Source organism: Rothia sp. HMSC068F09 (genome assembly GCF_001812775.1).
Taxonomy (GTDB): Bacteria; Actinomycetota; Actinomycetes; order Actinomycetales; family Micrococcaceae; genus Rothia; species Rothia mucilaginosa_A.
The window spans coordinates 333-13,738 of sequence record NZ_KV810424.1 but is presented as its reverse complement, the minus strand read 5'-3'; the positions used below and the strand labels follow the sequence as shown (position 1 = coordinate 13,738).

The following is a 13,406-nucleotide window of genomic DNA, read 5'->3' as shown; positions in this document are numbered from 1 at the left end:
CCAGGTAAAGCTTAAGGGCCTGACTCCGGTTGAATACCGGGATCAGGCCCTGTTGGAAGCTGTGTAAGGGTTACTATTTATAGCGTCCAAGTTTCGGGGCGCAGTTCAAAGGGTGACCGGGGCTTTCGCATCCTCAAATTTAGGGGATAACCACGCCGCGCAAGTCTACGCGAAGAGGGCTCGAATCTGATCCTCACCGGCAATCGTCGTGATGAAGAACAGCTCGTCGCCACCCTCGAGCGCGACGTCGGGGCTCGGCGGAATCGGGGCACCATCGCGCAGAATCGCGGTGAGCACCGTATCGGCCGGCCACTGCACGTGGTCCACACGGTAACCAATGACGGGGTGGTCCTCCGGCACAGTGTACTCGGCCAGGGTCGCGCCACCGGCCTGCAGGGTCAGCAGGCGCACGACGTCGCCCACCTCCACGGCCTCCTCAACCAGCGCGGTCATCAGGCGCGGGGTAGACACGGCCACATCCACGCCCCAGGAGTCGTCGAAGAGCCACTCGTTGCGGGGGTTATTCACGCGGGCCACGGTGCGCGGCACGCCGAACTCGCTACGGGCCAGGAGCGAGACCATGACGTTAGCCTTGTCGTCACCGGTCGCGGCAACCACCACATCCGCCTTATTGGGGTGAACCTGGCGCAGCACGGACAGCTCGCACGCGTCGCCGATATGCCAGCGCACACCCGGCAGATCGGCGCGCTTCTTCACCTCGGGCTTGGAATCGATGATGGTCACGTCGTGACCGTTCATCATGAGCTCCTTGGCAATCGATGCACCCACGGAACCGGCACCGACGATGAGTACCTTCATTACTTCTCCTTAGGGTTCGGGCGCTGGCGGCCAAAGAGCTGGCGGGGATTGGGCAGGGAGGGGGTCTCGGATCCACGGGCAGCCCTGGTCGTGGCGGAACGCAACCAGTCCATATTCGCGTCGGTGCGGTACTCCACCTCGTCGTCCTCGGTGCGCGGCGGGCGCGAAAGAATACGCGTCACATCGGCAACGTCGTCGGTACGCATCATCACGTGCACGCTATCACCCTGCTGGTAGGCGCTATCGGGGCGGGGGAGCATACCCTCACCAAAGCGGGTGATGTAGGCGATGCGCACCCCGGCGGCACGCTCAATGTCGACAAGCGCATGGCCGGCCCAGCCGTCATCCAGCGGAATCTCGGTGAGCATGAGGCGGCCCGAAGGCTCACGGAAATCACCCTTCAGCGCCTGCTCGGGCAGCAGACGGCGCAACACCTGATCGGTAGACCAACGCACCGAGGCCACCGTGGGAATGCCCATGCGCTGGAAGAACTCTGCGCGGTTGGGATCGTACACGCGAGCCACCACGTTCTTTACCTTGAACAGCTCGCGAGCCACACGCGCGGCAATGATGTTCGAGTTATCACCCGACGAGACGGCCGCAAAGGCGTAGGCCTCGGTAATTCCGGCGCGCTTGAGGGTCTCCTGATCGAAACCCACACCGGTCACCAGCTGACCTTCAAAACCCTTGCGCAGCGGCTGGAAGGCGCGCTCATCCTGATCGATGACGGCAACCGTGTGCCCGGAGGCCTCCAGCGTGCGGGCCAGCATGACGCCCACGCGCCCGGCGCCCATGATGACAAAGTGAGGCATGCTTCTCTCCATGTGTTGATGACGCGCTTTAACGCATACCCTTCCAGTGTAATTGAACCGCTCATTGAATTGAGCTTTGGGGCCCGGGAAGATAGCCTTAATAGGTGAGAAATCGTTGGGACAGGATGCGCATCGCCCTGATCGGTCGACCGGTCAGCACGCGGAACCTTTCGGCAGTGACCCTGCCGAAGCGGTACGCCCTGCCCCTTTTTGGTGCCGACGGCATCTCCTCGGTGGCCTACGCCGCCGACCAGACGATTCTGACCCTGGCCGCGGCGGGCGCTTCGGCGCTCGCGTTCTCCCCGTGGGTTGGTCTGGCGGTCGCCCTGGTGGGGCTGGTGGTCATCGGCACCTACCGCTACAACATCAGCCAGATTGCCGCCGAGGGTGATATTCAGCTGGTGCACAAGAAGCTGGGCGCGCTACCCGCGGTCATGATGGGTGCCTCCTCGCTCATGGACTACATGCTGACGGTTTCGGTGTCCATGTCTTCGGCGGCCACGTTCCTCGTGGCCCTGTACCCCGAGATTCAGGATTGGCGCACAACGATTGCGGTGTTGCTCATCCTGGCCCTGACGCTCACGGCCCTGCGCGGTCTGCAGCTTATGGGCAAGATTGCTCACTGGCCGCTGTACATCTTCCTGGCGCTACTGGGAATCACCCTGATTATTGGCTGGGTGCGTGCCTCCATGGGCGCCCTGCCCGTGGCCGAATCCGCCGGCTACGCCATCGTGCCGGAGCTGGGCAGCAACGCCACCGAAGGCGTGGCGCTCATGCTGCTGCTGGCCCGCTCCTTCTCAGGAGGCGCGGTTGCTTTCTCCGGCGTGTCGACGATTTCCAATTCGGTCCGCTACTTCCACCCGCCCAAGAAGTACAACGCGGCCCTGACCATGATGATGATGGGCATCATCACCTCCGTTCTGCTGGTGGGCCTGCTGAGCCTGGCCTACCTCACGCACGTGCACATGGTGCATGACACGACCCAATTCCTCTTCATCGACGGGCGCGCGCCGGGGGAGTACTTCCACCAGAAGCCCGCCCTCTACCAGGTGGCTCTCGCGGTGTACCGCGACACCCCGATTTACGCGCAGCTGCTGGTATTTGCGACTGTGGGCGTGCTAATTATCGCTTCGATTACCGCGTTCACCGGCTTCCCCATGATCGCCTCCTCCCTGGCGGACTACCAGTACCTGCCCGTCTTCTTCCGCAGCGTGGATTCCCGCGGCCTGTACACCAACGGCGTGCTGACCCTCGCGGGCTTCTCGACGATGCTCACCGTGCTCTTCGGCTCGGATGTTTACTCCCTGATTCAGCTGTACATCGTGGGTATGTGTATCTCCATGGCCATGGTGCAGCTGGCCGTGGTGCGTTACCGCATGCGCCTGCTGCGCGTTACCCTGGCCCAGATGCCCCGCCGCGCGCTCCTGCGCGATATCGCGGTGTCCACCCTGGGCGTGACCGTCACCGCCGCCGTACTCGTTGTTGTGATCGTCACGAAGCTCGGTGCCGGCGCCTGGCTGTCCCTCGGAATGATTGCCCTCATGGTTGGAGGTATGATGCTCACTCACCGCCGTTACGCCACGGTTGACGAAGCCACGGATATGCCGCTGAACGCCGAGTCCGTGGCGGATGTGGCGGCTCTGCCCTCGCGCGTGCACGCCATCGTGTACGTGGAACGCGTGCGCAGGCCCGCGGTGCGTGCCCTCTCGTATGCGCGTGCCTCGCGCCCCTCGACGATTGAGGCGCTCACCGTCAACAACGACCGCGCGGCTCTCGAGGTCGTGAAGAACCGCTGGTACGCCCTCGACATCCCCGTGCCGCTGTCGGTCATCGACTCGCCCTACCGCGATACCGTGCAGGCCGTGGTCTCGTACATTCGCCGCCGCCGCAAGAAGTCGCCGCGCGACATTCTGGTCGTGTACCTGCCCGAATTCGTGGTGGATCACTGGTGGCAGCGTATTCTGCACCGTCGCACGGTGCGCCGCCTGAAGAAGGCGCTGCTGCACGAGCCGGGCGTGATGACCGCGACCGTGCCGTGGGCCATGCACGAGGACGAAGTGTACGACGAAATCTCCGATCAGCGCCTGCAGTCCGAAGAGGTCGTCGAGGAGACGACCGCCCCGGGAGAGAACCCCGCCCTGGCACCGAACGTCACCCGCCCCGCCGGTGGCGGCCGAGAGCTCACCCAGAGCAACCGCCATGCGGTCTACCGCGGCCGGTTGCACGAGGATTCTGCATCCTAAGCTACGCGGGGGAGCGCAGCTTCCCGAGAAAACGGCGGCCCCGAAGAGCCGCGCTGAAACACGAAGGGACCGCGCTGAAACACGAAGGGACCGCGCTGAAAGGCTCGCCCTATTGCCTTGCTACAAGCACCTGCTGCAAACGCCCCGGACCGGCACGGTGAGGGCTTCACCGCACTTCACCCCCGGGGAGCGTCGAAACCCGAGACCCCGAATATTCCGGTGTAAAATGGTTCACATTAAGTGATGATTAGGAGACAACGTCGTGACTCAACACACCACTGACCCCGCTGCCGCCTCCACAGAAGCAGGTGGTTACAGCGTCGGCCAAGTCCTCACCGTCACCTGTGAAGCACCCGCCCACGGAGGCTCCTTCGTCGCCCGCACCGCAGAGGGCGTCATCTTCGTTCGCCACGGCGTTGTCGGCGAGCAGGCTCGCGTGCGCATCACCTCCATCGGCCCCAAGCGCCGCTACTACTTCGCGGACGTCATCGACGTTCCCGTGCCCTCCCTTGCCCGCCGCCCCCACCCCTGGATTCAGGCCGATGCGATCGCCAGCGCCGAGGAGCGCGCCGCCGCAACCGGTGTGCCAGAGCTGCTGGGCGGCATGGAGTACGGTCACCTCGCGCTGGACGAGCAGCGCCGCTACAAGACCGACATTGTGCGCACCCAGATTCACCGGCTGGGCGGCCTGCCGCTGACCTCTCCGCTGCTGACGAACCTGACCGTCGAGGAGCTGCCCCTGCGCGATAACTCCGAGGGGCTGTCGTGGCGAACCCGCGTGCGCTACGCCGTGGCCCGCGTGCGTGAGGAAAACGCAGAGGGCCGACCCGTCGTGACCTGGCGCGTCGCCATGCACCCGTACCACGCCTCCTCGCCGGTCCCGGTCGTTGATTTTCCGCTTGCGGCCAGGGAGTTGCGCGACCTGCACCTGGAGCAGCTGAACCTGCGCGGTGTGCGCGAGGTGGAGGCGACCGTCTCCTCCCGCGGCCGCGTGCTACTGCAATTCATCGTGGACCCGCGCTTCTCGATTGACGAGATTGCGCGCGCGGTGGAGGAGCAGGCCACCGAGGCCTGGGGACTGCTCGCCAAGCGTAAGGTGTCCCTCTACTTCACGCCGGAGTCGTCCTCGAACGGCAAGCCCAGGCGTCGCCGCCCCGGAGCCTCCCACGCACCCTACCGCCGCGTGGAGGAAAGCGACCGCCTGCTCGGTGCCGGCCTGCGTTCGGTGACCGAGGAGGTGACCTTCGGCCCCCGCCGCTTCAGCTACCAGGTCTCGGCCGGCGGATTCTGGCAGATTCACCGTTCGGCTCCTTCGACCATGATTGCGGCGATGCTGACCATGCTGCGCCCGCAGGAGGGCGAGTGCGCCCTCGACCTGTACGCCGGAGCGGGACTGTTCACCGCGGCCCTGGCCGATGCGGTGGGCCCCACCGGAACGGTCATCAGCATCGAGGGTTCTCCCGTGACCCACAAGGACGCCCGCTCCAACTTCGCGCCCGACGGATGCTCCCGCACCGATAACTCGGCGCAGACCCGCATCGAGGTGATTCGCGGTGACGTGGCGCGCCACCTGGTCGACCTGAAGACCGCCCGCGACTTCGAGCAGATCCCGCCGATTGACGCCGTGGTTCTGGACCCCTCGCGTGAGGGTGCCAACCGCACCACCCTGGAGCGCCTGGACGCTCTGGATCCCGGTCGCATCCTGTACGTGGCCTGTGACCCGGCAGCCCTGGGGCGCGACACCGGTATTCTGCGTGAACTCGGCTGGGATATGGTGCAGCTGCGGGCCTTCGACATGTACCCGAACACGCACCACGTTGAGAGCGTGGCGCTCTTCGAGCGGGCACCGGCAAAGCCTCGCCCGCGTCGTCGCCGCAAGTAGGCGGCGGGTTGGCCGAGGCTCGTCCTTCGACAGAGGAGGGCGGGGCGCGGGTCGGCGTTCGATTGGCGGCAGACCTGCCCGGGGCGCCGTCGGAAAAGGGGAGAGCTCGTCTCACCTGACGGTGACGCGAATCTGATTTTTGGTCCCTTAAAAGGTAAAATCATTGGAGAACCAACGCACGGAATGAGCCGTGCCCTGAACCCTTGAGGAGTGTGGGTGTATGTCTGCTGAAAATGCGTCGCCGCAGGAGAACAACCCGAAGGCCGCCACCCCCGGAGCACCCACCGTAGATTACAGCCTTGGCGATGGCCACACGGCCCGCCTGCTGCCCGGCATCAAGGACCCCTCCGACCTGCGCAACCTGAGCTACGAGCAGCTGGAGGAGCTTTCCAACGAGATCCGCCAGTTCATCGTGACGAACGTTTCGGCAACCGGCGGCCATCTGGGCCCGAACCTGGGCGTTGTGGAGCTGACCCTCGGCATCCACCGCATTTTCGATTCCCCCAAGGACAACATCCTCTTTGACACCGGCCACCAGTCCTACGTGCACAAGCTCGTGACCGGCCGTCATGCGTTTAAGACTCTGCGCCAGAAGGGCGGCCTCTCGGGCTACCCCGACCGCAACGAGTCCAAGCACGATATTATCGCCTCCTCGCACGCCTCCAGCTCTATCTCCTGGGCCGACGGCATTTCGCGCGCCAACCGTATTAACGGTGAGGACGACCGCTACACCGTCGTGCTCATCGGCGACGGGGCGCTCACCGGCGGCATGGCCTGGGAAGCCGTGAACAACATCGCCGCCGACCGTAGCCGCAAGGTCGTAATCATCGTGAACGATAACGGCCGCTCCTACGCGCCCACCATCGGCGGCTTCGCCAACCAGCTTTCCGAGCTCAAGCACGGCGTGCAGCAACAGGTGGACCGCGTTCGCCTGGACCACCGCTACGACCGTGCCCTCGACGCGGTGCGCGTGGGTCTGCAGCGGGGTGGCGCCCTGGGCCAGATGATTTACCGAGGCCTGCACGGCATGAAGGCCGGCATCAAGGATGTGGTGGTGCCCAAGGGTATCTTCGAGGAACTCGGCATGAAGTACGTGGGCCCCATCGACGGCCACGATCAGCAGGCTGTGGAGAACGCCCTGACCGCCGCGAAGAACTACGCGGGCCCGGTCATCGTGCACGCCATCACCGAGAAGGGCCACGGTTACGCGCCCGCCCGCGCGAACAAGGACGACCAGTTCCACGCGGTCGGCCCGATTGACCCGCTGACAGGTAATGCCGTCTCCAAGAGCACCGCCGAGTCCTGGACCAGCGTCTTTGGCCGTGAGATTGCAGATATTGCGGATGAGCAGGAGAACGTCGTCGGCATCACCGGCGCTATGCTCATTCCCGTGGGTCTGCGCGAGTTCCAGAAGCGCCACCCCGACCGCGTGATTGACGTGGGCATCGCCGAGCAGCACGCCATCGCCATGAGCGCGGGCCTCGCCTACGGTGGCATGCATCCGGTCGTCGCGCTCTACGCAACCTTCCTGAACCGCGGTTTCGACCAGCTGCTCATGGATGTGGCACTGCACAAGGCCGGCGTGACCGTGGTCCTGGACCGCTCCGGCATCACCGGCCCCGACGGCGCAAGCCACCACGGCATGTGGGACTTGGCGATGCTGCAGTTCATCCCCGGGCTACACCTGGCCGCCCCGCGTGACGCCGCAACCCTGCGCGAGGAGCTGCGCGAAGCCGTAGCCATCAACGACGCACCCACCGTGATTCGCTACCCCAAGGGCTCCGTGGGCGAGGACATCCCCGCTATTGAGCGCCGCGCCGACGGCGTAGACGTTCTGGCCCGCACCGGTGAACCGCATCCCGAGACCGGCCAACGCGACGTGCTCTTCGTGGCCGTGGGCGCCATGGCCCGCGTGGCCCTGGAGGTTTCCGAGATTCTGGCCGCAGAGGACATTGAGTCCACCGTGATTGACCCGCGCTGGATCATTCCCGTTCCCTCCTCCGTCGTGGAGCTGGCCCGTGACCACCGCATCGTGGTGACCATCGAGGACGGCGTGCGTTCCGGCGGCGTGGGTGCGCGCATCCGACAGGAGATGCGCGAGGCCGGCGTCGATACGGCCCTGAGCGAGCTGGGCCTGCCCGCCGAGTTCATCCCGCACGCATCGCGCGAGCAGATTCTGGAAGAGGTCGGACTGACCCCCGAGCGAATCGCCGCGGATGTGCGTGCCCAGCTGGCCGGCGACAAGGTGCCCTTCGCCCGTGAGGAGGGCCAGAAGCCCCGCCACACCGCGTAGCCGTAACGCGTAAAAGCTAGAGACGCAGAAAACCCAGCTACCCCGACCGGGTAGCTGGGTTTTCTGCGTTTTCAACGGTGCACTTCAAGAGCGTAACTCAACAGTGCACCTCAACGGCACACGAAACTAAAACGAGGCAGAGGCTGGCCCTAGCTGTTGTTTCCCACAAAGATACGGCCGTCTTTCACCTGCACCGAGTAGGTCTTCAGCGGGGTCTCCGCCGGGCCGTGCAGCACCGAACCGTCGGCGGTCGCGAACTCCGAACCATGGCAGGGGCACACGATGCGGTTCGAATCCTGCACCTGCAACTGGCACCCCTGGTGAGTGCACACGGGGCTGTACGCCTTGTACTGACCCTCGGACGGCTGGGCCACAATCACGGTCGTGGTGCCGCGGGTCAGCTTAGCGGCCTTACCCACGCCCACCGAAGACGCGGCTGCCATATCCACGGTTCCGTCGGGCGCGGTCACCGTCGTGCTGCCGCCCTCGGCGCAGGAAGCCAGCGCCGCGGTGGAGGCCAGGGCCCCGGTCACCAGGGTCGCACGGCGCGAAAACAGACGGGACGAGGCCCTCTCGGCATCCGACGCAAGGTCGGTTTCGGCAGTCGCCGCGGGCTTCACCGAAGCGGACTGCTCCTGAACGCTCGCCTGCCGACAGCAGGAACAATTCTGAGAAGTAGACATAAATCCTCTTTCGTTGAGCGAAAGCTAACCCAAATGCTTCGCGAATACCGGCGCGATCGCGGGGGCGACCAGACCGGTCTGCCAGTTGCGTGCGCCGTAGGCGGCCAGCGCATCCCGCAGGGACTGCTCGTCGTGACGGGCCGGAGGCTCCCAGCAGAGGCGGCGCACGTAATCGGTCGTAATCAGGTTCTGCGCCGGAATCGTTAGGCGCTCTGAGAGGTCGTCAATCACCTGGCGAACCTCGGTAAACAGCGCAAGATTCTCGGGGCGCTTCGACTCCCACGCCTTCAGCGGGGGAGGGGCGGTCGATGGCAGGGTGTACGGCACCGCGTTCTCGCCGCGGGCTGCGGATGCGATAGCGCGCACCCAGCGGGGACCCTCACGGCGCAGGCCGCGCGTCTGAAAACCGGGGATGGCCATCACGGCCGGCACGTTGCGGGGCATGGTGCGGGCCGCCTCAATCAACGCGGAATCGGGTAGTAGCCGCTTCGAATCGATGTCCTTCTTGCGGGCCAGCGAATCGCGTTCAACCCACAGGTTACGCAGCGCCGTCAGCTGCTTGACCGACCGCAGGGCCGTGCGGCCCTTCGTCTTGCGCCAACGCTCCGGCTGGTCCGTGGGGTCCTTCACCGGCGATGCGCACAGGTACGCAAACTCCTCCTGAGCGTACTGCAGTTTGCCCTGCTTGCGGAGTAGCTCCTCCAAGGCGTCGCGCAGGTCGATGAGCACGTCAACGTCCAGCAGCGCGTAGTTCAGCCACGACTCCGGCAGGGGACGGTGCGACCAGTCCTCCTTCGAGTGCTTTTTCTCCAGCCTGTAGCCCAGAAGCTCCTCAACCGTCGCGCCCAGATTCACGCGCTTCAGGCCCGCCAGGCGAGCACCCAGCTCGGTATCGAATAGACGCTTGGGGCGCATGCCCAGCATGTCGAGGCTCGGGAAGTCCTGGATCGCCGCGTGAATCACCCACTCGGCGTCGGCCAGCGCATCATTAATGATGCGCAGGTCAGAGAAGGCTTCCGGATCGATCAGGTACAGCTTGTCCTCGCGCTTAAGCTGCACTAGGAACGCACGCGAACCGTAACGGATACCCTGCGCACGCTCGGTATCAACGGCCACCGGGCCGGAGGCCGCCGCCAGCGACTCGGCCGCACGGCGCAAACCGCTCTCGGTGTTAATCAGCGTGGGAATCGGCGTCGAAGGGGTGTTCAGCGGAACAACCTCGGGAACCTCAATATCCTGAAGGGTCAGCGAACCGTTCGCTTTAGCTGCGCTACTCATGGAACCATCCTCTTCTGACGCTCAGGTGTTGTACATGTAAATCGCCCCGGGCACGCCACACCGGCCCCCAAAGGCACTAGGCCATTCTACCCGTCCCGGCTGAGAGGCTCGAATTAGGGGAATTTGGGTGGCCCCGGGGCCGCTTCTGGATGCTATTCCTCTTCGGCCTTTTCGTTCTCGGCCGGAGTGAGGGTCAGGCACACAGAGTTGATGCAGTAGCGCAGGTCTGTGGGGGTGGGGTAGCCCTCACCCTCGAATACGTGGCCCAGGTGCGAGTCGCAGGCGGCGCATCGCACCTCGACGCGGCGCATGCCGAACGTCGTGTCTTCCAGGTAGCGCACGCGGTCCTCGGCCAGGGGAGCGAAGAACGACGGCCAGCCGCAGTGCGAGTCGAACTTCTGGTCCGAGCGGAACAGCTCCGTACCGCAGGCCCGGCAGGAGTAGATGCCTTCGGTGTGTGTGTTCCAGTACTCGCCCGTGAAGGGACGCTCCGTGCCGCCCTCGCGCAGCACCGCATATTCTTCGGGGCGGAGGACTTCACGCCAATTCTTTGCGATGGTGCCGACACCCGGCAATGAGTTACCCATGGGATTCTCCTTCAAATCGTTAATCTGTACACATGCATAACGCGGCGGTGGAGGAGTATATTTCCTCAACCGCCGCGGTGTGACCTGTTCCGATATGTTCTTTCGCGGTGGAGCACGAGGCCGTTAGGCGCGGATATCGGCGTACTTTCCGTTGGTGAGCTTTAGCAGGTCGTCGGGGGCGAGCTCGACGTCCAGGCCACGTTTGCCTCCGGACACCATGATGGTGTCGAAAAGCTGGGCGCTTTCGTCCAGGAGGGTGGGGGAGGGAGTCTTCTGACCCAGCGGAGAAATACCGCCCACCACGTAGCCGGTGCGGCGCTCAGCGACCTTCGGGTCGCACATGGAGGCGCTCTTCCAGCCGAGGGCTGCGGCGGCAGCCTTAATGTTCAGCTTGCCAGAGACCGGCACGATTGCGACGGCGAAATCCTTCTCGTGCACGATCAGCAGGGTCTTGAACACCTGTTCCTCGGAGGCGCCGAGGTTCTTCGCAGCCTCTTCGCCGAAGGAGGTGACGCCCTCAACATGCTCGTATTCGCGCATCTGGAAGGGGGTGTTCGTCTCGGTCAGCAGTGCTACGGCGGCGGTTGCTGCGCCGCTCTTCTTACCTTTAGTTTTCTTAGCCATACAACCATTTTACGGAAGTCACCATGCGCCGTTACGCGCCGAGAAGCCACATGTGTTTCGAAAAGCCACGAAAGAAGTGGCTTCTCGGCAAACATGTGGCTTCTCAATGGTTATGGGGTTATTTCAGTAGCCCTTTTTCCTTCAGCTGCTCTTGAGAAAGCAACGACAGTCCAAAATCCATCTGATTTGTCTACGTTCTGAGGTAGCCTTTAGGCTCCCTTTTTTCTTAGTAAATACCGATGAGTAATTGCATGCCAAGACTAGTCAGGATGATAGCAATCCAGCAAAGGGCTCCAAGAAGAATGGATTTTCCACTGGATTTGATCATAGCAATGAGGTTGGTTTTGAGACCAATAGCACTCATAGCCATGATGATGAGGAATATAGAGAGTTGTTTGAGAGGTGAAAAGAAGCTATTGCTGACACCGAAAGATGTGAGAAGAGTAGTTATCAGAGAAGCTAGGATAAAGTAGAGAATGAAAACGGGGAAGATTTTTTTAAGCTTCACTCCTTGGTTGTTGCCTTGTTGACGGCTTTGCCAATAATAGGAGAGGAAGAGAACGATAGGGATAATAGCTAGAGTACGTGTCAGCTTGACAATAGTTGCAGGCTCAAGAGTGTTTGCATTGTAAAGACTATCCCAGGCACTAGCAGTAGCTGTCACAGAGGAAGTATCGTTGACCGCAGTACCCGCAAAGAGAGCAAAACCTTCGTTGGAAAGATGGAGCCAAGAACCTAGAGTTGGAAAGATAAGAGCTGCCAAGACATTGAAGAAAAAGATAACAGAAATGGCTTGGGCTACTTCTTTTTCCTTGGCGCGAATAACAGGAGCAGTCGCTGCAATGGCAGAACCGCCACAGATAGAAGATCCAACTCCAATCAAGGTAGCTAGCTTTGTATCAAGCTTAAAAAAGCGTTGGAAAAAGAAAGCTATAATCAAAGCAATTGAAATAGTTGAAAGGATAACAGGAAGGGAAGATTTTCCAACTGCGAAAACTTGTGAGATATTGAGTCCAAACCCAAGCAAAATAACAGCATACTGAAGCAGTTTTTTAGAGCTATAAGTCAAACCGGCATCCAGTTGTGCATAGGAAGCGAGAAAGGGATGGAGAATCATTCCGATAAAAATGGCGAAAACAGGTGCTCCCACAACAGGCAGAAATCCTCCTAAAACCCAAGAGATGATAGAAATGATCAGACAGACTGACAATCCTGCCCAATTTTTTGATAGAAATGACATAAAAACCTCCGAAAATAAATACTCCTTATTATAACATTATTTGTTAGAAAATTAAACTAGAAAGTAGGAATACAGGCCCAGCCCGGGGAGCGCACCACCTCAGCCTCCGCGCTGATAAAGGCCTTCGATATCCTTGAGGAACTTAATATCCTTCTCGTAGGTATCCAGCATATAGGGCCATACATACTGCATGTCACCGGTCTGAATACCGTAGTTACGGGCTCTGACCCAATCGGTCATCATCTCACGAAGACCAGCAAAGGTTTCAGGGTACTGTTGCGGCTTAGCCTTCGGAAGAGGGACGTTTTGAGCTATACCATATGCATCAGCTTTGCGGTACTCGCCGTCGGGTGCCTTTGATCCGCCGGAATAGCCGCGGGTAATGACCGGGCTCGGAGTAGCGGAAGCAGAAGTAGCGTTAGATGCTGCCGCAGACGCCGAGGCGGTTTCGCTCGGCGCTGCGGAGGTGGTGGCTGCCGCCTCGTTATTTGCCTGATGGCCGCATGCCGCAAGCAGGGCACCAAGACCCAGAAGGGTGCCGCCGCTCAGCATTGCGCGGCGGGTAAAAAGGTTGGAAGTCATGGAATTGTATTCCTCATATCGGTGTGGTGTGTGAAGAGATGGAGGGGGCTGGTTAGAAACCGGAAGACTAACCAACCGAAGGGAAGAACCCCGATAGATGAGAAGCCACATGTGTTTCGAAAAGCCACCAAAGAAGTGGCTTCTCGGCAAACATGTGGCTTCTCAACGTAAGACCCGCGGCGAAGACACTAACCTATTGGCTGTTTCCACCTAAAAGCTGAGCTGATTCACATGTCAGGCCAGGAACGATGCAACGAATACTCCGAATCCCCCACACCACTATCATCCAAATGCCAGCGCTGGCCGGTACGCACATCAGCCTTGCGCAACCTGGGGTTCGGGTTATCCTTTTTACCCATGGTG

11 protein-coding genes are annotated in these 13,406 nt (G+C 61.8%); 3 read left to right on the top strand and 8 right to left on the bottom strand.

Annotated elements, in window-relative coordinates:
* Positions 1–165: 165 nt before the first annotated feature.
* Together HMPREF2874_RS03965 and HMPREF2874_RS03960 are read right to left on the bottom strand one after the other, a co-directional pair.
* Complete coding sequence (locus tag HMPREF2874_RS03965) at positions 166–819, bottom strand: potassium channel family protein (RefSeq protein ID WP_070649024.1); 654 nt, start codon at positions 817–819, stop codon at positions 166–168.
* The gene (locus HMPREF2874_RS03960; protein WP_070649023.1) at positions 819–1,631 is read right to left on the bottom strand and encodes a potassium channel family protein; all 813 of its coding nucleotides are present in this window, start codon (positions 1,629–1,631) and stop codon (positions 819–821) included. The genes HMPREF2874_RS03965 and HMPREF2874_RS03960 overlap by 1 nt, the downstream gene beginning before the upstream one ends.
* Positions 1,632–1,807: 176 nt before the next feature.
* On the opposite strand from HMPREF2874_RS03960, the gene HMPREF2874_RS03955 reads away from it, so the two are divergent.
* The 3 genes from HMPREF2874_RS03955 (at position 1,808) to dxs (ending at position 8,049) form a co-directional block, all read left to right on the top strand.
* Positions 1,808–3,874: an APC family permease gene (locus HMPREF2874_RS03955; RefSeq protein WP_246823770.1), complete on the top strand. Its 2,067-nt coding sequence runs from the start codon at positions 1,808–1,810 to the stop codon at positions 3,872–3,874.
* A gap of 262 nt (positions 3,875–4,136) precedes the next feature.
* Positions 4,137–5,756, top strand: coding sequence for a class I SAM-dependent RNA methyltransferase (locus tag HMPREF2874_RS03950; RefSeq protein WP_070649021.1), 1,620 nt, complete (start codon positions 4,137–4,139; stop codon positions 5,754–5,756).
* Between the two features lie 220 nt (positions 5,757–5,976).
* Complete coding sequence (dxs, locus tag HMPREF2874_RS03945; protein ID WP_083309837.1) at positions 5,977–8,049, top strand: 1-deoxy-D-xylulose-5-phosphate synthase; 2,073 nt, start codon at positions 5,977–5,979, stop codon at positions 8,047–8,049.
* 149 nt (positions 8,050–8,198) lie between these two features.
* On the opposite strand, the gene HMPREF2874_RS03940 is transcribed toward dxs, so the two are convergent.
* The 6 genes from HMPREF2874_RS03940 to HMPREF2874_RS03915 form a co-directional block, all read right to left on the bottom strand.
* Positions 8,199–8,732: a Rieske (2Fe-2S) protein gene (locus HMPREF2874_RS03940; RefSeq protein ID WP_083309836.1), complete on the bottom strand. Its 534-nt coding sequence runs from the start codon at positions 8,730–8,732 to the stop codon at positions 8,199–8,201.
* Between the two features lie 24 nt (positions 8,733–8,756).
* Positions 8,757–10,010, bottom strand: coding sequence for an HRDC domain-containing protein (locus tag HMPREF2874_RS03935; protein ID WP_070649019.1), 1,254 nt, complete (start codon positions 10,008–10,010; stop codon positions 8,757–8,759).
* A gap of 152 nt (positions 10,011–10,162) precedes the next feature.
* A complete protein-coding gene (msrB, locus tag HMPREF2874_RS03930) occupies positions 10,163–10,597 on the bottom strand; it encodes a peptide-methionine (R)-S-oxide reductase MsrB (RefSeq protein ID WP_049347611.1) in 435 nt (144 codons plus the stop codon).
* A 123-nt stretch (positions 10,598–10,720) separates the two neighbouring features.
* Positions 10,721–11,221, bottom strand: a complete 501-nt coding sequence (ybaK, locus tag HMPREF2874_RS03925) for a Cys-tRNA(Pro) deacylase (RefSeq protein WP_005506356.1) — start codon at positions 11,219–11,221, stop codon at positions 10,721–10,723.
* A 226-nt stretch (positions 11,222–11,447) separates the two neighbouring features.
* Positions 11,448–12,461, bottom strand: a complete 1,014-nt coding sequence (locus HMPREF2874_RS03920; protein ID WP_049343097.1) for a YeiH family protein — start codon at positions 12,459–12,461, stop codon at positions 11,448–11,450.
* A 99-nt stretch (positions 12,462–12,560) separates the two neighbouring features.
* A complete protein-coding gene (locus tag HMPREF2874_RS03915) occupies positions 12,561–13,043 on the bottom strand; it encodes a DUF6318 family protein (protein WP_049343096.1) in 483 nt (160 codons plus the stop codon).
* Positions 13,044–13,406 lie beyond the last annotated feature (363 nt).